Here is a 24,725-nt window from a genome sequence, read left to right as displayed (position 1 = left end):
CTGCATACAGGAAAAAGAGCTTAGGCTCTGTATGCCCAGCTCTTTTTTTGCTGCTTATTTACTTCCTCTGATTTCAGAAATTGCTTTTTTGCGGTCGGACTGGCCATAAACAGCTGAACCGGCAACGAGTAAATTTGCACCCGCTTCAATAACTAACGGAGCGGTTTCCTTGTTGACGCCGCCGTCTACTTCAATTAACAGCTCTTTTTTTCCTCTTTCATCCGCCATTCGCTTAACCTCTTTGATTTTAGGAAGGACGGAATGAATAAATTTCTGCCCGCCAAATCCCGGGTTCACCGTCATTAACAGAACAAGATCAAGGTCGTCGAAAACATGTTCGATGACTTGTACAGGCGTGTGCGGGTTTAGAACAACACCGGCCTTTACACCTTGTTCCTTAATGAGCTGGATAGTACGGTGCAGGTGCGGACATGCCTCAGCATGCACGGACAGGATATCTGCGCCGGCTTTCGCGAAAGCCGGGATGTAACGATCCGGCTCTTCTATCATTAAATGAACATCAAGCGGCAGATCTGTTACTGGCCGGACAGCTTCTACAATCAGCGGACCGATCGTGATATTCGGGACAAAATGGCCGTCCATGACATCAATATGAATACAATCGGCTCCGCCCTTTTCTACATCTTTAATCTCATTGCCTAAAGCGGCAAAATCAGCGGAAAGAATAGATGGTGCAACCTTTATCATTATGCTAATACCTCGGCTTTCTGTCTTTTATCTCCGTCATAAATTCAACATAATGGTCATAGCGGTACTGCTTTAATTCCCCGTCTTCAACGGCTTGTTTCACCGCACATTTTGGCTCTTTTAGATGTAAACAGCCTCTAAATTTGCATGAAGAGCTTTTTTCTCTGATATCAGGGAAGGTATAGCCAAGCTCTTCTTCCTCAATGTCTGTAAATTCAAGTGAGCTGAATCCCGGAGTATCCGCAACCAAGCCTCCGGACGTGTGAATCAGCTCCACGTGGCGGGTAGTGTGTTTCCCGCGGCCCAAATGTTCGGAAATCTCGTTTGTTCTTAAACCAAGCTCCGGACTGATCGCGTTGAGAAGCGAGGATTTTCCAACACCGGACTGACCGGCAAATACCGTTGTTTTGTCTTGAAAATGCGGGATGATGTCCGCTAAACTGTCTTGGTTCTTAGAGGAGGTGAGATACACGTCATAACCAATATTTCGGTAGTCTTCTGCATAGGCTTGAATCGCATCTTGTGTATCTTGATCTTCAAGAAGATCCATTTTTGTAATGCATATAATCGGCTGAATATCATTGGCCTCAACGAGAACCAGGAAGCGGTCGAGCAATGCCGTGCTGAAAGAAGGCTGAACCGCTGAGAAAACAAGGACCGCTTGATCGACATTGCAAATTGGCGGCCTGATAAGCTCATTGGTTCTTTCTTTAATTTCTAAAAGATAGCCTTCTTTGTCATTTTCAGCCTGATATACAACGTAATCACCGACGAGAGGGGTGATTTTGTTTTTTCTGAAAATGCCTCTTCCTCTGCATTGTATTACTTTATCCGAATCCTCTGATTCATCCAGTACATAGTAAAAGCCGCTTAGCGCCTTAATAATTTTGCCCTCAGGCATATTTTCCCTCCTTGTTATTCATCTTTCGGATACTCAATGGTTTTGTAGCTGACGACTTTATTGTTTACCATTACTTGATAGTACCCTTTTTGGCCGGGTTCAATCTTTAGTTCAATCGTCCGTTCAGTCGGCTCTTTTATCTTAAATTCTTCGTAAGTGTCAGAGATGCTGTGATCCGCATCGTCAATTGCGATTTGCACTTCAAGCTCGTCCCCTTCATTTTCTGGCTCGTAGGGGATCTCGACCTTTTCTTTCACTGTTTTCGCAGGTTTTTTCTCAGGTCCCAGAGAGAATGTCACTTCAACTTCGTTTCCCGGCTTTACTGCCGCTCCTGCTGCTGGTTTTTGTTTGACAACCTGTCCTTCTGGAACGTCATCTGAGTATGCTTCTTTTTCTATCAATTTTAGTCTGTTGTCTTCCAGATATCCAGACGCTGCTTCTTTACTGTAAGTTTTCAAGTCTCTAAGCGTAATGTCTTCGGGTCCGATACTGACTGTGAGTTTGACTTGATCTTCACTCGGCACAAGCTCAGTCCCTGCTGACGGATTCTGTTCAATGACAGTGCCAGCGCTTTTCTCGTCATTCACTTCATTCACGGTTACATGTTTAAACCCTTGTTCCTTTAACGCTTTTTTTGCCTGATCGACCGTTTGGCCTGTAACATCACCGATCTCGGTTTTAGCTTTTCCGGTACTTTTATAAAGCGTGACCGTTGCGCCTTCTTTAACTGTGGAATCCGCTTTAGGATCCGTTTTTACCATCAGGCCTTCTTCAATTTTCTCATCTGAGATTTCCAAAACCTCGGAATCAACCTGCAAACCCTCTTTTTCCAAGAGGCCTGCCGCCTTTTCGTATTCCATTCCGGAGACATCAGGTATTTTGACATCTTCAGGCATAAAAAGCGACGGAAAAACGGTGACAGCGAGAATTCCAGCTGTAATGAAAACGATGCATATTGTGAGCAAAATCCATGGCCACTTTTTTCTTTTGCCGTTTTTCTTTGTTTTATTGTCTTGGGTGGATGTTACTTCAGCTTCTTTTTCGCCAGCAGCTTTAGCAAGCTCTTCATCTTTAATGATAGGAATCGCTTTTGTCATTTCTTCATCTTCTTGAACCGTAAATCTCTTTTCATTGAGTCTGTCGGCATCAAAAGCTGTTTGGATATCCGCTCCCATGTCTTCAGCCGTTTCGTAGCGATGAAAAGGATCTTTGGCAGTTGCCTTTAGTATGATGTTTTCAACGCTTTGGGGTACTGACGGATTCCACCTTCTCGCCGAAGGGGTTTCCGCCTGAAGATGCTTTAAGGCGATGCTGACTGCCGATTCCCCATCAAACGGGATACGGCCGGTTAAAAGCTCAAAAAGAACGATTCCTAGCGCATAAATATCCGATTTTTTTGTCGCCAAACCGCCCCGCGCCTGTTCAGGTGATAAGTAATGGACTGAGCCCAGCACAGAATTGGTATGGGTAATTGTGGTCGAACTTAGTGCTGTCGCAATTCCGAAATCCGTCACTTTGATATTTCCCATGTGGTCAATCAATATGTTATGCGGCTTAATATCTCTGTGAACAATCTGATTTTGATGGGCATGAGCGATGGCTGAGACAATTTGCTCCATGATGTCCAGCGCTTCTTTAGGGTGAAGCGGCCCGTTTGCTGTTATGTATTCTTTAAGCGTCATGCCCTCAACGTATTCCATGACAATATAATAGATATCATCTTCCTCGCCCAAATCGTAAATGCTTACAATATTCGGGTGATCGAGGCTTGATGCGGATTGGGCTTCTCTGCGGAAACGCCTGATAAACTCATTGTCGTTCACATAGTCAAACCGCAGGATTTTGATTGCGACTTCACGGTCTAGAATGATATCCTCAGCTAAATAAACGTTGGCCATTCCCCCGCCGCCTATAACGCGGAGAATTTGGTAACGTCCGCTGATCCGCTTGCCGATTAGCACTGATCTTCACCCTCTTCAACATGTAAAGCAAGCTCAAGCAAAACTGCTGTAATGTTGTCTTCCCCGCCATTCTGATTGGCTTTGTCCACAAGCAGGTTTACTTTTTCCTGAGGAGCTGAATCGCTTTGCAGGATGTCTTTTAACTCAGTGCCTTCCACTTTATTGGTCAGTCCGTCAGAACATAGAAGCAGTTTGTCCCCGGCTTCAATGTCAAAGGAACGTGTGTCAATGCTGACTGACTGGTCTGTTCCAAGTGCTTTCGTCAACACATTTTTACGCGGATGATGTTCAGCGTCTTCTCTGGAAATCTCCCCAGTGCGAACCAGTTCATTTACAAGCGAATGATCTTCTGTCACTTGGATGAAATCATCGTCCTGAAGCAAATAGCATCTGCTGTCACCTATATGAGCAACAGAAACCGTTTTCCCCGTAAAAAGCGCACAGACAATCGTCGTCCCCATGCCTTGGCATTCCTCGTGGGCTTGGGCATGATCGTATATTTTGCTGTTTACCGCAAGAATCTGTTCAATAAGCCATTTTTCACATTCTGAAGGCGCAACTGGAATCACCTCTGCTTCATTCCATTTCTCCCCCATGGCTTTCACAGCCATCTTGCTTGCAACATCTCCAGCAAGATGGCCGCCCATGCCATCAGCGACAACCGCTAATACAAATTCATCTTTCCCCTTGAATATCCCCGCATCATCTTCATTATGCTGGCGGATTTTTCCTGTATCTGTTTTTAAGGCTGTTAACAACCCTCATCACCTCGTCTCGTCTTGACGCTCCTTCGCGCGAAGCTGACCGCAGGCTGCATCAATGTCATGTCCTTGCTCTCTTCGGATTGTGACATTTACTCCGCGGGATTTCAGCGTTTTCTCAAAAGCAAAAATCTGATCACGCGGTGTGCGCACATAATCCCGTTCAGGCACGTAGTTTACCGGAATCAAGTTCACGTGGCATTTGACTCCTTCCAGCAAGTCGGCAAGTTCTTCAGCGTGCTCGACCTGGTCGTTTACACCCCCGAACAGCCCGTATTCAAAGCTGATACGGCGTCCCGTTTTATTAATATAATATTTAACGGCTTCCATTAAGTCAGGCAGCTTGTACGCTCTGTTAATCGGCATTAAACGGCTTCTGATTTCTGTGTTCGGCGCGTGCAGAGAAATCGCAAAGTTAATCTGCATTTGCTGATCAGCGAATTCGTAAATTTTCGGGATGATTCCGCTTGTAGAAACCGTAATATGGCGAGCACCAATATTCAGGCCCTTGTCATGGTTAATGATTTTCAAGAAAGCGAGCATTTCATTAAAGTTATCAAAAGGTTCACCGATTCCCATGATCACCACGGAGCTGACGCGTTCATCCGTTTCATCTAATGCTTTTTGAACTTTGAGTACTTGAGCGACAATTTCACCCGCTTCAAGGTTTCGTTTTAAACCTCCGAGCGTTGACGCGCAGAATGTACAGCCAATACGGCAGCCTACTTGAGTCGTTACACATACAGAATTGCCATACTCGTGTCTCATTAAAACGGTTTCGATTGTATAACCGTCATGAAGCTCGAACAAAAATTTCATCGTACCGTCTTGAGAGGTTTGCTTAACAGCCGTTTTCAGCGTTGTTAGCACAAAATGAGTGCTTAATTTCTCACGCAGATCCTTTGACAGGTTTGTCATTTCTTCAAAAGAAGATACGCGTTTTTCATATAGCCATTCAAAGATCTGTGCCGCGCGGAACGGCTTCTCTCCGTTGTCTGTCAGCCATTGTTTGATTTCATCTAATTCAAAAGAATAAATAGACGGACGCTCTGTCCGCAATTCTTTTCTAGCTTTTGTTTTTTTAAGTTCTGCCATTGTTATCCCTTCTTTCTCATGCTGCAAATAAAGAAACCATCTGTTCCGAAATAATGAGGAAGGATTTGCACCCTTCCATCCCGAACAAAGGGTCTCGCCTTTTCGGGCAGCCGCTTTTCAAGAGACAAATCGGGTTCAAAATCAGGATGTTCTTGTATAAACGCATGTATTACTTCTTCATTTTCTGTCCGGTCCATTGTACACGTACTGTAGACAAGAGTGCCACCTTTTTTTACTAATGGTGCGATTTCCCTCAAAATCGACAGCTGGATTTCAGAAAGCCGTGCGCTGTCGTCAGGCTTTTTCGTGTATTTCATGTCCGGCTTTCTTCGGATCACGCCAAAACCTGAGCACGGCGCATCGACCAATATCCGGTCAAACTGTCCATTTTCAAACGTTTCTCCTGCTTTTCTCGCATCCATTGATTTCGCGTTAATGATTGTAAGCCCAAGCCGGTCTGCAGCTTCTTTGATCAGCTTCACTTTATGCTTGTGAAGGTCAAGCGACGTAATGCTTCCCTTGTTCTCCATCAATTCTCCGATATGAGCTGACTTTCCGCCAGGCGCAGCACACGCGTCAAGCACCGTTTCACCGGGCCTAGGATCAAGAGCGCGGGCAACGAGCATGGAGCTCTCATCCTGAATGGAAACTTCACCGTTTTGGAAGAAATGAGTTCCAGCGATTGATCCCTTTAAAAGCTTCACCGCGTCTTCTGCAAGGTCACCTTTTTCAACTTCGATTCCCTCAGCAGCCATTTGATCAAGCAAATCCGCTCTGTCTGCTTTCATTTGATTGATACGCAGTGTCTGCTTCGGCGGAATAAGGTGGATGCGGCAAATCTTTTCAGCCGCATCAAATCCATACGCATCCGCCCACTCTTTCACGAGCCATTCCGGATGGCTTGTTTCTGTCGCCAACCGGCGGACAGGATCTTCGATGGCGTCAAAGGATGGAACTCCTTCACGCTGTATGGAACGCAGCACACCGTTGACAAATGAAGCAATGCCCTTGTGTCCGCGGATTTTAGCAATCTCGACTGCTTCATGAATGGCGGCCCTGTCTGGAATCTTCTCCAGATACTCCATTTGATATAAAGAGAGGCGAAGAAGCTGAATCACCCACGGCTTTACTTTTTGAGGCTTATTAATAAACGGTTTGAGCATATAATCAAGCGCGATCTTATTTTGCAATGTCCCGTAGACAAGTTCAGTCAAAAGCCCTCTGTCCTGATCACTCAGTTCATTTGATTTAATGACCGATTTCAGGAGCAGGTTGCTGTATGCCTGGTTTTGTTCTAGTTTGATCAGCGCCTCAAGGGCGATATCACGAACACTATTTTTTTTCATTGTTTACTCCTAACTTTTCACCAGCTTCAACATGAGCGCCGCGCACAAAATCCTCGCCTTTCATGCGCTTTTTGCCGGCTGGCTGAAGTTCGGTTAATAACAGGGCCGTATCGTTACCTGTGGCAACAATAATCCCTTCCTTTTCAACCGCAACGACTGTGCCGGGCTCTGCTTTTGTTGGTGCGGATGTTTTTTTCGACGCCCACACTTTTAAGTTTTGTCCATTTAGAGTTGTATAGGCAACAGGCCAAGGATTTAAGCCGCGGACCTGGTTGTAAAGCTCTTCACCCGTTTTTGACCAGTCGAGCAGCTCTTGCTCCCTTTTGATGTTAGGCGCATATGTCGCTTTCTCTTCATCCTGTTTTTCAGGTGATATGCTCCCTGCTATGACGTTTGGAACCGTTTCAGACAATAGCTTCGCGCCAGCTACGCTTAATTTATCGTGCAGTGTTCCGACATTGTCGGTTTCTTCAATGTCCACTTCCACTTTTGAGATCATATCGCCTGCATCCAATTTTTCTACCATATACATAATGGTAACACCGGTTTTTTTCTTCCCCTGCAGAATGGAGTAATGGATCGGAGCCCCTCCGCGCAATTCCGGCAAAAGAGACGCGTGAACGTTAATGCAGCCGTATTTCGGGCTGTCGAGAAGCTCCTTAGGCAAAATTTGCCCAAATGCTGCTGTTACAATAAGGTCAGGCTTTAATGCCAGCACTTTCTCAATTTCTTCTTTCAATCTGACTTTTTCCGGCTGAAGAACCGGGATGCCGTGACGCACTGCTTCTTCCTTTACCGGAGGCGGTGTCAGTACTTTTTTTCTGCCCTTCGGACGGTCCGGCTGTGTGACGACCCCCACTACTTCATAACCATCCTCGATCAGGGTTCTTAAAACAGGAACTGAAAAATCCGGCGTCCCCATAAATACGATTCTCGTCATCAAATCATCCTTCCATATCCGCTAGTTCATCTTCTGTATAGTATTTACTAATTTTAGATGTAAACAGCACACCGTCTAAGTGGTCCATTTCGTGCTGCACGGCTCTCGCTAAAAAGCCTCGCGCTTCCAGAATGAATGGTTTTCCCTGACGGTTAAATGCACGCACTTTGACATAATCGGCACGTGTGACATCACCATAGATGCCAGGAAAGCTCAGGCATCCTTCAATTCCGGTTTGCTCACCGCTTTTTTCTACAATCTCGGGATTAACGAGATCGATTCTGCCGCTGTTATCCCCGGTATCTACGACAGCCACCCTTTTTAAAATGCCGATCTGCGGCGCTGCCAGTCCGACTCCATCCATTTCAAGCATGGTGTCGTACATATCATCAAGCAGTTTTTTTAGCTTCTTATCAAAAACAGTCACGCTTTCCGCCGGTGTTTCCAAAACCTCCGCTGGATGTGTGACGACCTTTTTCACTGCCAATTTGTTACCCTCCAAGACGTGAGATCTTACATCATCATATAAGGATTCATATCAATTGAAATCATTACATGCTTTTGTTCAATTTCTCGTTTATAATGTTCCAGTATTTTCTTCAATAAAGCGGATAACTGGTTTTCCTGTTTGTATTTTATCACGCATTGATAGCGATATCTATCTTTGATCCTGGCTATCGGCGACGCGCTCGGCCCAAGAATTTTCGTGTCAGCTCCGCAGTTCTCTTTCAAGAAATGAGCGATTTTTTCAGCCGTAACAGCTGCTTTCGCTACTTCCTCATGAGAAACAGTCACAAGAGCCAAATAGTAATAAGGCGGATAGGATTGCTCTCTCCTGTGCGCCATTTCATGCTGATAGAACGTTTCATAATCGTGCGTCTTCGTCAGCTGGATGCTGTAATGGGACGGTGTGTATGTTTGAATGATCACATGGCCGGGTTTTTCATGCCTTCCTGCCCGGCCGCTGACTTGTGTTAACAGCTGAAATGTTTTTTCGGCCGATCTGAAATCAGGAATATGGAGTGTTGTATCAGCGCTTAACACTCCGACAAGGGTGACATTCGGAAAATCAAGCCCTTTCGCGATCATTTGCGTTCCGAGAAGAATATCTGCTTTTCCTTCTCCGAAAGCTGACAATAATTTTTCATGGGCGCCTTTCCGCGAGGTCGTGTCAACATCCATCCGAATCACTCTTGCATTTGGCAGAACTTTCGTCAGCTCTTCCTCCACTCGTTGTGTACCCGTTCCGAAAAAGCGGATATGCTCACTTGCGCATTCGGGACAATTATGCGGGACAGGCTCTTCATGCCCGCAATAATGGCATTTCAGTCTCTGGCCATAACGATGATACGTCATGGAAATGTCGCAATGCGGGCATTGTGGGACATATCCGCAATCCCTGCACATCACAAACGAAGAATAGCCTCTTTTATTTAAAAACAGCACTGCCTGCTCGCCCTTGGCAATCGTTTCTTCAAGCTTCTCCATCAATTCAACTGAAAACATCGAGCGATTGCCGTTTCTGAGCTCCTCTCTCATATCGACAAGCGAAACCTCAGGCATTACCTGATGGTTAACGCGGTGCTTCAACGAAAGAAGCTCGTACACACCCTTTTGCGCCCGTGCATATGACTCTAATGTCGGCGTAGCACTTCCCAGCACAACCGGACAGCTATGATGCTCAGCCCGTTTGATCGCCACCTCTTTTGCATGATAGCGCGGCATTTCTTCTTGCTTATAAGAGGATTCATGCTCTTCATCGATGATAATCATTCCGAGATTTTCAAACGGTGCAAAAATAGCCGATCTGGCGCCGACGACAAGCCGCACTTCCTTCCGGTGGATTTTACGCCACTCATCATATTTTTCCCCTGTGGATAATCCGCTGTGCATGACTGCTACCTGAGAGCCAAAACGCCCCTTGAAGCGATTGACCATCTGCGGTGTCAGCGATATTTCCGGTACGAGGACGATGGCTTCTTTTCCTTTCGCCAGTACTTTCTCAATCGATTGCAGATAAATTTCTGTTTTTCCGCTTCCTGTTACGCCGTGAAGAAGGAACACTTTATGCTCATCGTTGTCCAACGTCTGGCGTATTGGCTGAAAGGCAGCGCTCTGTTCGTCTGTCAGCGGGAGCGGCTCTGTTTTTTTGAACATTTTGTCCTGATAGGGATCTCTGTAAACCTCTTCATAGCTTTCCTGCAATAGCCCTTTTTGGATAAGGGTTTTGATGGTCGCAGAGCTCGCGTCCGTTTTTTTGCACAAATCCGCCGCAGGGATTTTCACCCCTTCCGGCTCAGTGATGAAAAAGTGAAGAAGCGCCTGCTGCTTGGCCGCTTGGCGGGATAATCCCTCAGCTTGCTTGCTAAGCTCTTCTTTACTGGCATTTGCCTGAATATGCCTGACCATTTTTTTATTGGTTTTTTGCGCAACTTTATACGTCACATCAATGCTGCCTTTTTGAACATGCTTTTGAATCAGTTTCAGCGTATCGTGATCGGGTATATCCGAATACAGAAGAGTCTTTGTTTCAGAAAACAGCCGTTCAACTTGAGGCGGAAGATCAGCGCCGTGTACGATTTTTAACTCTTTTTCATATTTCGCCTTTAATGCGGCAGGCAGCATCGCTTGTAGCGCCGTTATTTTAAAAGACAGTGTTTTGTCGGACAGCCATGATGACAGATTCATAAGCTCCTCTGTCAAAACAGGTGTAAGGTCTAATAAATCCTCTACTTCCTTGACAGATTTCCCCGAGAGATCGGATGCTTCTTTCACAGCTGTCACAAACCCTTGAATTTTACGGGGGCCAAACGGTACAATGACTCGCATGCCCGTTTTGATCATGCCTTTGAGATGGTCTGGGATTTTGTAATCAAAAGGCCTGTCTATATTTTTGGTGCTGACATCAACGATGACTTCGGCAAAATTCATGAGCGCTCTCCGGTTTGTTTTGAGAGCGCTGCGATTTCCTGAAGAATTTCAAAAGAAACATCAAGCTTAGACATGATCGGAAGCTCGCGTTTGCGCCCGTCTTTGAAGAAGATTGTTACGATATTCGTATCAGCACCAAAACCGGCCCCATTTGCTTTTACATCATTTGCCACAATCATATCAAGATTTTTGACAGCGAGCTTTTTACGCGCATAGTGTTCAATGTCTTGTGTTTCAGCTGCAAATCCGACCAACAGCTGCTCCTGCTTTCTCTCGCCTAATTCTTTTAAAATATCGGCCGTTCTTTTCAGTTCAAGGGTCATACCGCCGTCTTGTTTTTTCATTTTATGGTCAAATACTGTTTTCGGCGTAAAATCGGCTACCGCAGCTGTTTTGATGACAATATCACTCGAGCCATACACAGAGAGGACTGCATCGCGCATATCCGCGGCAGATTGAACAGGGATAAACTGAGCAAGGCCTTTCGGCTGTTCCAACGAAACAGGGCCAGAGATTAAAGTTACCTGTGCGCCGAGCTGGACAGCCGCCTCCGCTAATGCGTATCCCATCTTGCCCGTTGATTTATTGGTGAAAAATCGGACAGGATCAATGGCTTCCCGGGTCGGGCCAGCTGTAATGACCACATGTTTGCCTTCTAAAGGAGCGATTTTTTCCTCAGCAAAATGCTTTTCGGCTAGCTTCACAATATTTTCAGGCTCTTCCAATCTCCCTTTTCCTACATAACCGCACGCTAAATAACCCTCGCTCGGCTCAATAAAACGATAGCCATCCTGATAAAGAACAGAAATATTTCGTTTGACTGCCGGGTGGTCATACATGTGAACGTTCATCGCCGGCGCGATCCATACGGGAGCCGTTGCTGCTAACAATGTTGTTGTCAGCATATCATCAGCGATACCGTTTGCCAGTTTTCCAATCACATTAGCCGTAGCAGGCGCAACGATAATCAAGTCAGCCCAGTCTGCGGCATCAATATGAGAAATGACGCTTGGATTTTGTTCTTTAAATGTATCTGTATATACTTCGTGGCGGCTCAATGCCTGAAATGTCAGCGGTGAGACGAAACGGCATGCTGATTCAGTCATAATCACTTTGACATTTGCTCCTGCCTGAACCAGCTTGCTCGTTAACGCACAGGCTTTATAAACAGCGATGCCTCCGCTCACGCAAAGTAACACATTTCGATTGTTAAGCAATGACTTCTCCCCCTCTGCACTTTACAAAAACCGCACGGAAAAAAATAACAACCTACATGATATAGGTTGCTACTTGTGCTACTATTCGCGGTCTTCCTTTTCAAACGAAAGCAGGCCTGCATCAATTTCTTCTAAAGCTTTGCCTACATATTTGTGTGAAATCGTATGTTCAATCATTTGGTCTTTTTTGATTTGCATTTCACGGGCACGTCTCGCAGAAACAGTCACGAGCGTGTATTTAGAATCTAATTTATTCATTAAAGAGTCAATTGACGGATCTAACATTTGTTATTCAACCTCCAGCATTTTCTTATATCTCGGTGCAACGCGCTCGCGCTTTAAGTGTTCAGCGAGAACGATTGCTTTGATTTTATCGCAAGCCTTTTCAACATTATCGTTTTCAACGACATAATCATATGCATCCATCATTTCGATCTCAGCTTTTGCGGCTTTCATTCGATTTTCAATCAGAGCGTCTGTTTCTGTTCCTCGTGTCACGATTCTGTTCTTCAGTTCAGAAAGGCTTGGAGGCGCAAGGAAAATAAACAGGCCTTCCGGGAAAGCATTTCTGACTTGAAGAGCGCCTTGAACTTCAATTTCTAAAAAAACGTCTTTTCCATCTTGAAGCGTCTGTTCAACATAATCGACAGGCGTGCCGTAATAATTGCCGACATACTCTGCCCACTCAAGCAGCTTGTTGTCTGCAATCATTTGCTCGAATTCTTCTCTCGTTTTGAAGAAATAATCGACTCCGTTCACTTCGCCCTCTCGCGGACTTCTTGTGGTTACTGAAATCGAATATTCAAATTTTGTGTCTTCCTGCGAAAAGATCGCTTGCCGAACCGTTCCTTTACCAACTCCTGAGGGACCTGAGAGAACGATTAATAACCCTCTTTCTTTCATGCGGCAATTATCCCTGCCCTTCATCCATAATTTCTTCTTTAACAGAAAGTCTGTGTGCAACTGTCTCAGGCTGGACGGCAGATAAGATAATGTGATCACTATCCATGACGACAACTGCACGGGTTCTTCGTCCGTATGTAGCGTCAATTAGCATTCCGCGGTCTCTTGCATCCTGAATCATCCGTTTGATTGGCGCAGACTCCGGGCTGACAATCGAAATCATCCGATTAGCGGAGATAATATTGCCAAATCCGATATTAATCAGTTTAATCGTCATCTTCTACGTTCCCCCTGTAAAATAGACGTCTCTAGTTTAGCCTAGTAAGACCGTCTGTAAACAATACGCACAGTCACTATTCTATATTTTGCACTTGTTCTTTTATTTTTTCAATAGAACTTTTCATTTCGACGACAAGCTTTGTGATCTGATGATCATTTGCTTTTGAGCCAATTGTATTTGCTTCCCGATTCAGCTCCTGAACGAGAAAGTCGAGTTTGCGCCCGACAGCTCCGCCACCAGCTAATATATCACGAAACTGGGCGAAGTGGCTCTTCAGCCTGGTAATCTCTTCAGTAATATCAGAGCGGTCTGCAAAAATTGCACATTCTGTTACAAGCCGGCTCTCGTCTAATACATCTTCAGTCCATTCTTTTATTCTGGCGTACAGCTGTTCCCGATAACGAGATACGACATCCGCTGCCAGCAATTCAGTTTCTTTCACCAGCTCTTCAAGCTGATCAATATGCTTCAGGCAGTCTTTCGCTAAAAGCAGCCCCTCTTTTTCACGCATTTTACAGAGACCTTTTACCGCTTCCTCTGCAGCAGCGGTGATTAACGCCTCCAGCTTGTCATTTTGCGTTTGTTCTTCATGAATCTGGACGACATGGTCAAGCTTAAAGAAATCCATTACATCAGGCTCTGCAGACAATTGATACCGCTTCTTCATATTTCCCGCAGCTGCGACAAACTCATCAAGCAGCGGCCAATCAATTTCAAGCCTTTTCTCTACAAGCATATCGCTGTCAACTGATACGAAAAGCTCAATTCTTCCGCGCTGGATATGCTGCAGAATGGTCTGTTTCAGCTTATCTTCAAAATATAGCAAAGGCCTTGGCAAACGAGCGTTCACTTCTTTAAACCTGTAGTTCACAGATTTAAGTTCAACGCTTACAGAGAGATCATCTTGTGTTTTGCTTGCACTGCCGAAGCCTGTCATACTTCGTATCATTTTAAAACACCCAATTCTTCCCTGTTCTCATAATAAAAGGGCAATAGACATGCTATTACCCCTAAGATTATATCATATGAATTTATTTTTTTCTTGTCAAAAGTGACCCAGCCAGCAAAAAAGTAGGAATGGCGGACATGCCGATGACGAGCATCCAGTCTCCTGGCGTGATGGCAACGGTATGGAAAATCGGCTGAAGCGGCGGATAGTAGATCACAACAAGCATCAGTAAAATTGATGACAATACTGCACCGATTAAGTACAGATTTTGAAACGGATTTCTGGAAAAAACAGAGGTCTCGCTGCGGCAGTCAAAAACGTGAATAAGCTGAGCCAGCACCAATGTGGCAAACGCGATTGTCTGGGCATAAGCCAAATTCTCCGGATTACGGTGATACACAATGATAAACGCTAAAATAGTGGCAGCTCCGATTAAAAACCCTCTGGAGACGACCTTCCATCCAAGCTTGCGGGCAAACACCCCTTCTTTCGGGTGACGAGGCTTCCGCTTCATCACATCACCTTCCGGCTGATCCATGCCGAGCGCCATTGCCGGCAATCCGTCCGTCACCAAGTTGACCCACAAAATCTGAATCGGCACGAGCGGCAAAGGAAGGGCAAGGAGCATCGCAAACAGCATGACAAGAATTTCTCCGACGTTAGAAGCCAACAGATATCTGATAAACTTTCTGATATTTTCATAGATGTTTCTGCCCTCTTTTATCGCAGATTTGATCGTCGCAAAATTATCATCCACGAGAACAAGGGATGACGCTTCTTTTGCCACATCTGTCCCGGTAACGCCCATAGCGACTCCGATGTCAGCTTGTTTAATAGCTGGGGCGTCATTGACGCCGTCTCCCGTCATCGCCACAATATGCCCGTTTTCCTGATAGGCTTTCACGATTTTCAGTTTATGCTCAGGAGAAACGCGGGCAAATACATACACGTTCTCCACCACATCAGAAAGCTCTTCTTGAGAAAGTTCATTCAGCATCTTGCCGTCCATGATTTTGCCGTTTTTCGGAAGGAGACGCAAGTCTTTCGCTATCGCTTTTGCGGTCTCCACATGATCGCCGGTAATCATGACGGTCTTAATTCCCGCTTCACGGCATTCTTTAATCGCCTGTCTGACTTCGGGCCGCGGCGGATCAATGATGCCCGAAAGACCGAGCATCGTCAGATCTTTTTCCGCCTGCTCCATAGACGGTGTTTCACCTGCTTTTATCTGCCTGTAGGCGACCGCTATCGTTCTGAGCGCCTGTGATGCCAAATGTCTTAATACCGCCTCTGTTTCTGCTTTTCTCTCATTTGAGAAAAGAGCTGCTGAGCCGTCATAAAAAATACGGGAAGAGCGCTGCATCAGCACATCTGGTGCGCCTTTTGTAATGATATACCGCTTTCTGTCCTGATCCTCAACAATGACAGTCATCATTTTCCGTGCAGAATCAAAGGGAAATTCTTCAATTACCCGGTAATGAGATTCAACAAACTCCTTTGAAAAACCGCCTTTTCTTGCTGCGGTGAGCAGCGCTCCCTCAGTTGGATCTCCGTCAAGCACATATTCTCCGTCTCTTTTTTCAATATTAGAGTTGTTACAAAGCGCTCCAAACAGGAGCATTTGCTGAAGCGGCATATGCTCATTCACGCTGATCTCTTTTTCGTTCAGTGTGAAGCTTCCTTTCGGTTCATAGCCTGCCCCTGTCACTCTCCATGTTTTCCCTCCGGACCAGACATGTGTCACCGTCATTTTGTTTTGCGTCATTGTCCCTGTTTTATCAGAACAAATGATAGACGCACACCCAAGCGTTTCAACCGCAGGGAGCTTTCTTACGATTGATTTTTGCTTAATCATCCGCTGTACACCAAGCGACAGCGCCACTGTGACAATCGCCGGGAGCCCCTCCGGAATCGCGGCTACCGCTAACGACACACCCGCTAAAAACATGCTGTACAGATCGTGACCCTGGATGACACCGACAGCAACGACAAGTACGGTCAGAAGCAGTGCAACAACAATTAAAATCTTCCCGAGCTGCTCCAGTCTTCTTTGCAGCGGGGTTGACAGTGTCCCTGCCGATTCAAGCATATCAGCAATTTTCCCCATTGCCGTATTCATTCCTGTGCCAACCACGACCCCGACACCGCTGCCGCGGGTCACAATCGTTCCCATAAATGCCATATTCGTAATATCGCCGAGCGAAACATCCGGTTTTTTCAATTTATCGGCATGCTTCACAACCGGGATTGATTCCCCGGTCAGCGCTGATTCTTCTATTTCAAGGCTTCTCGCTTCGACAATTCGAACGTCCGCGCCAATCCTGTCTCCGCTCGTAAATTTTACAATATCACCCGGCACAAGTTCTTTAGAAGGAATCTTTATCCAACTACCTTCCCTGAGCGCCATGACATGCGGTGTTGAAAGCTCTTTTAAAGCCTGTAGAGATTGCTCAGCACGCCTTTCTTGAAAGAAACCGAGTATGCCATTCACAAACACAATCGCAATAATCGCAACCGCGTCTACGTATTCACCAAGAAATCCTGAGATTAACGTTGCTGCCAGAAGCACAAGCACCATAAAATCTTTGAACTGCGCGAAAAACAAGAGAAGCGCTGATGTTTTTTTCCCTTCTTGCAGCTCGTTTGGCCCATGCTTATCGAGGCGTTTTTTCACCTCTTTTTCTGTTAATCCTTGTTTCATGGACGTATTGGTTGCCTCTAGTAAATCTGTTTGTCCCATTTCATGAAACTTCATTCCGCTCGTCCACTCCCCTGCTCTCTTATAGAGATATCACTCTATAAGCATGCTTATTCTGACTCGTCCCATTTCATGCTATAATTATCGAATGCAGGAAGAATGAGAGGGTGTATTGCATATGTCGTTTGATGGCATGTTTACATACGGAATGACACAAGAACTTAACGAGAAAATGACGGGCGGACGAATTACGAAAGTCCATCAGCCATATAAGCACGATGTGATTTTTCACATCCGCGCCAATGGAAAAAACCAAAAACTACTATTATCGGCACACCCGAGCTATTCACGGGTGCACATCACGACACAAGCTTATGAAAACCCAAGCGAACCGCCAATGTTTTGCATGCTGCTGAGAAAGCATATTGAAGGCGGATTTATTGAGAAAATTGAACAAGCGGGCTTAGACCGCATTATGATTTTTCATATCAAAAGCCGGAACGAAATTGGTGATGAAACCGTCCGAAAGCTTTATGTAGAAATTATGGGACGCCACAGCAATATCATTCTGACCGATGGAGCAGAAAATGTGATCATCGACGGGCTTAAGCATTTATCGCCGTCAATGAACAGCTACCGTACAGTACTGCCCGGCCAAGATTATAAACTTCCGCCGGCGCAGAACAAAATCTCGCCGCTTGAGGCGACAGAAGACGATATTTTACGTCATCTCAGTTTTCAAGAAGGACGGCTGGATAAACAAATTGTCGAGCACTTTTCAGGTGTGTCTCCGCTCTTTGCCAAAGAAGCGGTTCATAGAGCCGGTCTTGCCAACCAAGTCACACTGCCAAAAGCATTGCTGGAGCTTTTTGCCGAAGTGAAAGAGCACCGTTTCATTCCCAACATTACGACCGTAAACGGAAAAGAATATTTTTACCTGCTGGAGCTGACTCATCTAAAAGGAGAATCGCGCCGTTTTGATTCATTAAGCGAGCTGCTCGACCGTTTTTATTTCGGAAAAGCTGAACGAGACCGGGTCAAACAGCAGGCCCAGGATCTTGAACGGTTTGTTGTCAATGAACGGAAGAAGAATGCAAACAAAATCAAAAAATTAGAAAAAACACTGGAGTATTCGGAAAACGCGAAGGAATTTCAGCTATACGGGGAGCTTTTAACTGCTAACTTATATATGCTGAAAAAAGGTGATAAACAGGCTGAGGTCATCAACTATTACGATGAAGAAAGTCCGACAATCACGATTCCTTTAAACCCGAACAAAACGCCTTCTGAAAACGCGCAGGCCTACTTCACGAAGTATCAGAAAGCGAAAAATTCGGTCGCGGTTGTCGAAGAGCAAATCAGGCTGGCACAGGAAGAGATCGAATACTTTGATCAGCTGATTCAGCAACTCTCGTCCGCTTCTCCTCGAGATATCAGCGAAATCAGGGAGGAGCTTGTGGAGGGCAAATATTTACGGCCTAAGCAGCAAAAAGGACAGAAAAAGCAAAAACCGCACAACCCAGTATTAGAAACTTATGAATCCTCTTCAGGCTTAACGATTTTAGTAGGTAAAAACAACCGCCAAAATGAATATTTAACGACAAGAGCGGCAGCCAGAGACGATATTTGGCTTCACACGAAGGATATTCCAGGCTCCCACGTTGTAATCAGAAGCAGCGAACCGGATGAGCAAACAATTATTGAAGCCGCAACAATTGCAGCTTATTTTTCAAAAGCTAAAGATTCAAGTTCAGTGCCTGTAGATTATACAAAAATCAGGCATGTCAAAAAACCGAACGGCGCGAAGCCCGGCTTCGTCACTTATGACAGCCAGCATACCGTCTTTGTCACACCTGATGCAGATACTGTCATCAAACTGAAAAAAAGCTGAGTCGCATAAAGAAAAGCCAGAGCATTGTATGCTCTGGCTTATTTCTTTCTTCTAACCTGATAAAGCCTGTCAACTTCAGCGACAAAATCACCGTCAATCTGCTCATCCACTTTTTCAGCCAGCTCCTTTGTGTGCTTTGGACTGGCGCCGTTTGTAGAAACAGACACCGTGACATGCCCTTTTTTTACGATTTTCGGTATGTACACGTTGCCAAGCTCAGCTTCACTGACACAATTGACAAGCTGAAAAGGTGAAGCTGTTTGAGCAATTTCTTTGTTCACTGCAGCATGATCCGTCGCGGCAATAATCAAAAAAGCATCGAGATAATCTTCTTTTTCAATTGTGCGGCTGACCCATTTGATGCGGCGATTGTCTGCCAACTGCTTGATTTCCGGTTCAACATCCGGACTGACAAGTGTAATATCAGCTCCCTCAGAAAGCACCGTTTTCAGCCTTCTGAGAGCGATGCTGCCGCCGCCCGCAATGACAACCTTTTTCTTTTCCAGGCTAATGTGCAGCGGGAGCATATGAACCTCCGTCAAAATCAAATTGTCCCTCAGGATTTTCGGCAGTTTCTCTCACACGGTTCAAAAATGCGTTTTTCACATGAGGGTGGAAACCGATATAGGAAGAGAGGTAGACATTCGGATTATCAGCCTTTAATGTCTGAACTTCTCGTTCGATTTCATTCATCAGCATGCCGGTAAAGAGCAGATATGGAACGATAAAGGTTGTCACGCCGTCATCTTTTTTAAGTTCTGAAAAAACCTCTTTGTAATTCGGGCCGCATGCTGTCAAAAAGCACGGGATGACTTCCTTGACCGGAATCATATTTTGAAGAAGATTGGCAATACCGGTTACGTCTCTTTTTACATCAGGATCTGAACTTCCCCTTCCGATGAGCACGACTCTGGCATTTTCATACGGAACACCGATGTCCTTCATTCGGTGATATACAGCCTTGACAACTTCTTCGTCAATCCCGATCGGCTTTCCATATGAAACGCGGACCGAAGGATATAGGGATGCAGCACGTGCAATTTCTTCGGGAATATCATGTTTTGCATGCGCAGCTGTTAAAAGAAGCAGAGGCACCACTGCGATATGAGTAGCGCCTTGCTTCACACATGCTTCAAACCCTGTCTCAATTGTCGGCTCCTGAAGCTCTAAAAAGCTGATTTCCTGTATAGGCGCAGAGACGTGCGCCTTGCACCCTTCCAAAAAGGCTGCGGCTTCTTGCTGCGCCTTTTTTACCCGGCTGCCGTGACCGACATATAAAATTGCTTGCTTCATTTTTACAACGCCTCGCTTAAATCTTGTTTTTTCAGCTCAGATTCAAACCATTCCAGCTTATAGTGATAATTTACAACATTTCCAATGACAATTAAACTCGGATTTTTAATGTCTTCTTTTATCACCGTTTCTGAAAGGGTGTCAACTGTACAAAAAACAGATTTTTGCCTGTCCGTTGTTCCCCAGTGAATAAAGGCTGCCGGCGTAGAACCGTCCCGGCCGTTTTCAAGGAGTTTTCTTTCAATCTGCTGCACGTTTTTGATACCCATATAGATGACAAGTGTATCAATTCCTGTAGCCAGCGCTTTCCACTTTTCATCAAAATCTTCGTCTTTTTTGTAATGACCCGTTACAAAAGCGACGTTAGAGCCCGCATCCCGGTGAGTAACAGGAATTCCGGCATAAGCAGCTGCCGCAATTCCTGACGTAATGCCAGGGATGATTTCAAACGGTATTCCGTTTTCAGAGAGGCATTCCGCTTCTTCCCCTCCTCTGCCGAACACAAAAGGGTCTCCGCCTTTCAGTCTGACAACGTTTTTCCCTTTTTGCGCATACTTCACAAGAAAGCGATTGATGGTTTCCTGCTTCATCGTATGAAAATCTGGAAGCTTCCCGCAGTAGATCAGGTCTGCTTGCTCTTTGGCATATTCTAAAATCTCTTTATTTACTAATCTGTCATATAGGATGACATCAGCTTTTTCAATGGCTTTCAGCGCTTTAATTGTCAGCAGATCAGGGTCACCGGGACCCGCTCCTACAATATATACTTTCCCCATCGTATTTCCCCCGATCTATTCGAGTTCTTCCAGAACATTCGCTGTGGTGTTGTTCTAGCTTGCATTCCGCCTTCTGAGAAGAACACAGCAGATCATATTCAGCTCAATTTTTGTTTGACAAACTCGATCAGCTGGCTCTTGCACGCTTCACGGTCATGCTGTCCTGAATCAAGAACGAGCTCTGGTGCTTCAGGCTCTTCATAAGGAGAATCAATTCCTGTAAAGAACGGAATTTCCCCGTTTCTTGCTTTTTTATAGAGCCCTTTCGGATCTCTTTGTTCACAAATATCGAGGTCGCATTTAATGTATACTTCATTGAATTCGCCTGCTTCCACAAGCTGGCGAACTTGCTCTCTGTCCTTGCGGAAAGGAGAGATAAAAGCAGTAATCACAATGGTGCCCTGCTGAACAAAAAGCTTTGCCACCTCTCCAATTCGGCGGATGTTTTCTTTTCGGTCTTCATCAGAAAAGCCAAGATCCTTATTTAAGCCGTGACGGATATTATCTCCATCCAGCACAATGACTTGGTAGCCCAGCTCAAACAATTCTCTCGCAGCGGCATTGGCAATCGTTGATTTGCCTGAACCGCTCAACCCTGTCAGCCAGAGAATGGAGCTTTTGTGCTTGTTTTTTTGCTGGTACTCTTCTTTTGTAATAGAGGCTTCATGCCATACGATATCGCGATTTGTCACTGCCAGTCCTCCTTAAGATACGCCTGCTTCTTCTTTTTTCTTCATCCCTCTGATTAACACTTCTACGACTTCTGCGCGGCTGAATTCTGCAGGTGGCAGTACACCGTCTCTCAGCATGCCTCTTACCTTAGTGCCTGATAAAATAACATGATGCTCTCTGCCGTGAGGGCACGTTTTCGCTGTTCCCATATTTCCGCATTTTTCACAGAAGAAGCTGTGCTCGAATTTTAGCGGTGTAATCCCGAGCTCTTCAGGTTTAAATGTGTCAAACAGCTCTTGTGCCTCATATGTTCCGTAATAGTCACCTACACCTGCGTGATCGCGGCCGACAATGAAATGCGTGCAGCCATAGTTCTTTCTGACAAGCGCGTGGAAAATCGCTTCTCTCGGTCCTGCGTAACGCATCGCCGCTAAGAAAACGCCGAGGAACACGCGGTCTTTCGGATAGTAATTGTCTAGAAGCACTTGGTAGCTTTCCATCCGCACATCAGCTGGGATGTCATCAGATTTTGTTTCGCCTACCAGAGGGTTCAAGAACAAGCCGTCTACTGTTTCAAGAGCCGTTTTTTGAATGTATTCATGCGCTCTGTGAACAGGATTTCTTGTTTGGAAACCGACAATGGTTTCCCAGCCTTTTTCCGCAAACTGGCGTCTTGTTTCCGCTGGTTCAAACGTAAACTCTGGGAACTGTTTTGAAGCTTTTTTAATCAATGTGATTGGTCCGCCGACGTATGTATCGCCGCGGCTGAACAGCTTTTTAACACCCGGGTGCTCCTGCTCATCCGTTTTGTACACATTGACAGCTTCTTTTTGTTTGTCAGGAACATACAAGTCTTCAATTTGGATAACGCCGTATGTTTCTCCTTCATACGTTAATTTAACCGTTTCACCGATTGACAGTTCCTCTGCTTTTTGCGCATCAACCGGAAGCGTGATCGGAAGAGACCAGACAATACCAGAAGATAGACGCATGTTTTCGACAACAGATACGTAATCTTTTTCATTGAAGAAGCCTTCGATCGGGCTGTATGCGCCGATTCCGATTAATTCCAAATCTGCAAAAGAAATTAAATCAAGTTCAATTTCTTTTTGAATGCTGCTCACATCATATGATTCATTTACTCTGTTTACTAATGTTCCTCCGTGTGGTGCTAAGCTCATAATATCGATTTCCTCCTAGTTAACATATAAAATAACTCAGATTAATAATCAGATTCCCCCGCCTTGTTCGTGGACAGAGCGTCTCTCTTTACGAATGGCCTTCGTCAGGCTTACGGCACCGCCCGTCGCTAAAAGCACACTTACCATGATAAAGATTGAATAATAATCCGCTTTTAAAAACAAGGATACAAGCAGATAAGAAATTGATAGAGATAAAAACGGCGATACGATCCATACCTTCAGCATCGTTTGCACAACTTGTTTATGAAACACGTTCGGACCGTTTTTCGCCATGCCTATTCCGATAATAGACGATGACGTGACTTGCGCCAAGGGCACCGGCATCCCAAATACAGAACTGATGATCACCAGTCCGGCTCCTGTACCGGATAAGAGAATGCCTTCTCCTTTTGAGAATCTCGTAATTTTCTTCCCGTTTGTTTCTAACACCCGCCGTCCTAATAACAGCGCGCCTAGAGCCACAAAAGCTCCCCCATACAAGGTTCCTTTCGCTACATCCAGCACACCGGCCGCTACTAACGGGCCAACGGCATTCGCCACGTTGTTCATGCCGGCAGAGAATGCTTCAAAAAATCCGGCACCTAACAAAACAATGCCAAGAATTTTTTGCTTTTTAGAAGATTTAATTTCAATCTTAAAATAACGAAACAGCTTAGATACGAAATATGTGAAACCGAAAGCGAACAGCGGGACAAAAACCCAAAACGACACAATCACCAGAAGGTTGTTCACAAACAATACTTTGTAAGCCACTCCCACGCCGACAACTGCGCCGACTGTTACTTCACTTGTCGACAAAGGAATGCCGAGGAGATTAGCCGTAAAAAGCGAAAGCGCCGCTGCTCCAATAATAATGCAAACAATCGTCAGTGTAATCGTCTGCTCGGGGATAATCCCGGAGCTGATGGTTTTTACAACCTCGCCCCCGCCAATGACCGCCCCGGCCAGCACACCGACTGCGCATAGGATCAAAGCGTAGGTTTTCTTTTTGATGGCTCCAGAGCCGTAAGCAACTCCCATCGAAGCTGCAGCGCCGCTAGCACCAATATTCATCGCGAAAAACAAGCTAAATAAAATAGCGGCTAGTTCCATTTTGCAGCTCCTTATTCATGCAGTCCGCATTCTGTTTTCGCCATACCATTCCATCTGCCTGAACGTAAATCCTCTGCAGTAAAAGCAGGAGCCGTACAAGGCGCGCAGCCAATACTAGGATATCCTTGGTCATGAAGCGGATTGTAGTCAAGCTCATTCCGGGATGTGTATCTCCAAATGTCTTTCCAAGTCCAATGGATAAGCGGGCATACTTTTACTGATTTGAATTTTTCATCTTTGTTTAAGAAATTCGTATTGGCACGGCTTGGCCCTTGATCGCGGCGCAGGCCGGAAAGCCAGGCTGGATGTCCTGAAAGCGCCTCTCTTAAAGGAACGATCTTTCTAAGATAGCAGCACTGATTCGGCTCTCTTTCCCACAGTTTGTCACCATGTTCTGCGGCTTGCTCCTCAAGGGTAAGGTCTGGTTTTTTCAGGATGATATTTAGACCCGGATAACGTTCCTTCACTCGTTCAATCGTTTCATAGGTTTCTTTAAAATGAAGTCCTGTATCAAGAAACACAATCTCTGCGTCTTTTTTCACTTTATAAATTAAGTCAATCAGAACGATTCCCTCAATTCCGAAACTGCAGGCATAAACAAGCTGGTCGCCGTAATGGCCGTATGCCCACTTTAAAACTGACAACGCTCCTTTATAAGGATCGTCTTCCGGAAATGTAATCGTTGGCTCTTCCCAATTATCGTACGTTAACATTTCTTCTTTCCTCCTTTCGGAGACAAACAAACAGTAGCTTTCTGCCGGTTGTCTTTTCCCAATTGTAATGTGATGCGCGGCTGCTGTTATCACAGACAGCCTTTTTTCCTCTTAAAATAAAAAACTTTCAATCCGGCGGAAAGAAAGACAGGAACAGCATGTAGCCCTTATCTTTCAAAATGGAATTCATTTTGCTGGAAGTAGCACCTTACAAACTATGCAGGTTGCCGGGCTTCATAGGTCCAGTCCCTCAGCCGCTCTTGATAAGTTTTTAGATTTGTAGTAAATTTTAGCACAATTCTAACATAAGTCAACCCGACTTTTTTTATAGGAATAATAAAAAAACAGGCCGCGAGGCCTGTTTTCAAGTACAGAAAGGCTTTGAAGCCTCTATAC

Annotated in this window: 23 protein-coding genes and 1 riboswitch; of the genes, 1 reads left to right on the top strand and 22 read right to left on the bottom strand. The window is 45.3% G+C overall.

The features are described 5' to 3' along the window. Positions 1-54 precede the first annotated feature (54 nt). The 15 genes from rpe to M0696_RS08505 form a co-directional block, all read right to left on the bottom strand. Complete coding sequence (gene rpe / locus M0696_RS08575) at positions 55-708, bottom strand: ribulose-phosphate 3-epimerase (RefSeq protein ID WP_166853056.1); 654 nt, start codon at positions 706-708, stop codon at positions 55-57. Positions 709-712: 4 nt separating this feature from the next. After that, entirely contained in the window at positions 713-1,609 is an 897-nt protein-coding gene (gene rsgA / locus M0696_RS08570) for a ribosome small subunit-dependent GTPase A (RefSeq protein WP_166853058.1), read from the bottom strand. Positions 1,610-1,623: 14 nt separating this feature from the next. Next, positions 1,624-3,570 carry a serine/threonine protein kinase PrkC gene (gene prkC, locus M0696_RS08565; protein WP_248602687.1) on the bottom strand — a complete coding sequence of 649 codons (1,947 nt, stop codon included), beginning with the start codon at positions 3,568-3,570 and terminating at the stop codon, positions 1,624-1,626. Beyond that, positions 3,564-4,328, bottom strand: coding sequence for a protein-serine/threonine phosphatase PrpC (gene prpC / locus M0696_RS08560; protein ID WP_248602686.1), 765 nt, complete (start codon positions 4,326-4,328; stop codon positions 3,564-3,566). The genes prkC and prpC overlap by 7 nt, the downstream gene beginning before the upstream one ends. Before the next feature lie 6 nt (positions 4,329-4,334). Further along, the gene (gene rlmN, locus M0696_RS08555) at positions 4,335-5,426 is read right to left on the bottom strand and encodes a dual-specificity RNA methyltransferase RlmN (protein ID WP_166853064.1); all 1,092 of its coding nucleotides are present in this window, start codon (positions 5,424-5,426) and stop codon (positions 4,335-4,337) included. A 2-nt stretch (positions 5,427-5,428) separates the two neighbouring features. Continuing rightward, positions 5,429-6,772 (bottom strand): 16S rRNA (cytosine(967)-C(5))-methyltransferase RsmB, encoded by a 1,344-nt coding sequence (rsmB, locus tag M0696_RS08550; protein WP_222142810.1) that lies wholly within the window; start codon positions 6,770-6,772, stop codon positions 5,429-5,431. Beyond that, on the bottom strand, positions 6,759-7,712 hold the full coding sequence (gene fmt / locus M0696_RS08545) for a methionyl-tRNA formyltransferase (RefSeq protein ID WP_222142809.1): 954 nt from the start codon (positions 7,710-7,712) through the stop codon (positions 6,759-6,761). The genes rsmB and fmt overlap by 14 nt, the downstream gene beginning before the upstream one ends. A 4-nt stretch (positions 7,713-7,716) precedes the next feature. After that, positions 7,717-8,199 (bottom strand): peptide deformylase, encoded by a 483-nt coding sequence (def, locus tag M0696_RS08540; RefSeq protein ID WP_222142808.1) that lies wholly within the window; start codon positions 8,197-8,199, stop codon positions 7,717-7,719. A 26-nt stretch (positions 8,200-8,225) separates the two neighbouring features. Continuing rightward, a complete protein-coding gene (priA, locus tag M0696_RS08535; RefSeq protein ID WP_222142807.1) occupies positions 8,226-10,643 on the bottom strand; it encodes a primosomal protein N' in 2,418 nt (805 codons plus the stop codon). Further along, positions 10,640-11,860: a bifunctional phosphopantothenoylcysteine decarboxylase/phosphopantothenate--cysteine ligase CoaBC gene (gene coaBC, locus M0696_RS08530; RefSeq protein ID WP_248602685.1), complete on the bottom strand. Its 1,221-nt coding sequence runs from the start codon at positions 11,858-11,860 to the stop codon at positions 10,640-10,642. The genes priA and coaBC overlap by 4 nt, the downstream gene beginning before the upstream one ends. 81 nt (positions 11,861-11,941) lie before the next feature. Then, a complete protein-coding gene (rpoZ, locus tag M0696_RS08525) occupies positions 11,942-12,145 on the bottom strand; it encodes a DNA-directed RNA polymerase subunit omega (RefSeq protein ID WP_003221520.1) in 204 nt (67 codons plus the stop codon). Positions 12,146-12,148: 3 nt separating this feature from the next. Continuing rightward, entirely contained in the window at positions 12,149-12,763 is a 615-nt protein-coding gene (gmk, locus tag M0696_RS08520) for a guanylate kinase (protein WP_010327898.1), read from the bottom strand. A 7-nt stretch (positions 12,764-12,770) separates the two neighbouring features. Beyond that, on the bottom strand, positions 12,771-13,040 hold the full coding sequence (gene remA / locus M0696_RS08515) for an extracellular matrix/biofilm regulator RemA (protein ID WP_003154355.1): 270 nt from the start codon (positions 13,038-13,040) through the stop codon (positions 12,771-12,773). Between the two features lie 76 nt (positions 13,041-13,116). Next, on the bottom strand, positions 13,117-13,992 hold the full coding sequence (locus M0696_RS08510; protein ID WP_222142805.1) for a YicC/YloC family endoribonuclease: 876 nt from the start codon (positions 13,990-13,992) through the stop codon (positions 13,117-13,119). Between the two features lie 82 nt (positions 13,993-14,074). Beyond that, positions 14,075-16,747 carry a calcium-translocating P-type ATPase, SERCA-type gene (locus M0696_RS08505; RefSeq protein WP_166853079.1) on the bottom strand — a complete coding sequence of 891 codons (2,673 nt, stop codon included), beginning with the start codon at positions 16,745-16,747 and terminating at the stop codon, positions 14,075-14,077. A 121-nt stretch (positions 16,748-16,868) separates the two neighbouring features. Between M0696_RS08505 and rqcH the strand changes: the two genes are divergently transcribed. After that, on the top strand, positions 16,869-18,581 hold the full coding sequence (rqcH, locus tag M0696_RS08500; protein ID WP_222142804.1) for a tRNA modification protein RqcH: 1,713 nt from the start codon (positions 16,869-16,871) through the stop codon (positions 18,579-18,581). Positions 18,582-18,619: 38 nt separating this feature from the next. Here the strand turns inward: rqcH and sirC are convergent, their stop codons facing one another. From sirC to M0696_RS08465, 7 genes are all read right to left on the bottom strand, one after another. Continuing rightward, the gene (gene sirC, locus M0696_RS08495; RefSeq protein ID WP_166853085.1) at positions 18,620-19,108 is read right to left on the bottom strand and encodes a precorrin-2 dehydrogenase; all 489 of its coding nucleotides are present in this window, start codon (positions 19,106-19,108) and stop codon (positions 18,620-18,622) included. Next, the gene (gene sirB / locus M0696_RS08490) at positions 19,089-19,874 is read right to left on the bottom strand and encodes a sirohydrochlorin chelatase (RefSeq protein ID WP_133953802.1); all 786 of its coding nucleotides are present in this window, start codon (positions 19,872-19,874) and stop codon (positions 19,089-19,091) included. Before sirB ends, sirC begins: the two co-directional genes overlap by 20 nt. 2 nt (positions 19,875-19,876) lie before the next feature. Continuing rightward, positions 19,877-20,650 (bottom strand): uroporphyrinogen-III C-methyltransferase, encoded by a 774-nt coding sequence (cobA, locus tag M0696_RS08485; protein WP_222142803.1) that lies wholly within the window; start codon positions 20,648-20,650, stop codon positions 19,877-19,879. Between the two features lie 98 nt (positions 20,651-20,748). Next, the gene (gene cysC / locus M0696_RS08480; protein ID WP_222142802.1) at positions 20,749-21,342 is read right to left on the bottom strand and encodes an adenylyl-sulfate kinase; all 594 of its coding nucleotides are present in this window, start codon (positions 21,340-21,342) and stop codon (positions 20,749-20,751) included. Positions 21,343-21,354: 12 nt separating this feature from the next. Further along, positions 21,355-22,503 (bottom strand): sulfate adenylyltransferase, encoded by a 1,149-nt coding sequence (gene sat, locus M0696_RS08475; protein ID WP_166853097.1) that lies wholly within the window; start codon positions 22,501-22,503, stop codon positions 21,355-21,357. A gap of 48 nt (positions 22,504-22,551) precedes the next feature. Then, the gene (gene cysP, locus M0696_RS08470; RefSeq protein WP_222142801.1) at positions 22,552-23,616 is read right to left on the bottom strand and encodes a sulfate permease; all 1,065 of its coding nucleotides are present in this window, start codon (positions 23,614-23,616) and stop codon (positions 22,552-22,554) included. 11 nt (positions 23,617-23,627) lie between these two features. Continuing rightward, positions 23,628-24,329, bottom strand: coding sequence for a phosphoadenylyl-sulfate reductase (locus tag M0696_RS08465; protein WP_166853103.1), 702 nt, complete (start codon positions 24,327-24,329; stop codon positions 23,628-23,630). A gap of 164 nt (positions 24,330-24,493) precedes the next feature. After that, positions 24,494-24,599: riboswitch (SAM riboswitch) on the bottom strand. Between the last annotated feature and the right edge of the window lie 126 nt (positions 24,600-24,725).

Source organism: Bacillus rugosus (genome assembly GCF_023238245.1).
GTDB classification, from domain to species: Bacteria; Bacillota; Bacilli; order Bacillales; family Bacillaceae; genus Bacillus; species Bacillus rugosus.
Note: the sequence above shows the minus strand (reverse complement) of the source record. Positions and strands in the feature narration are given on the sequence as shown.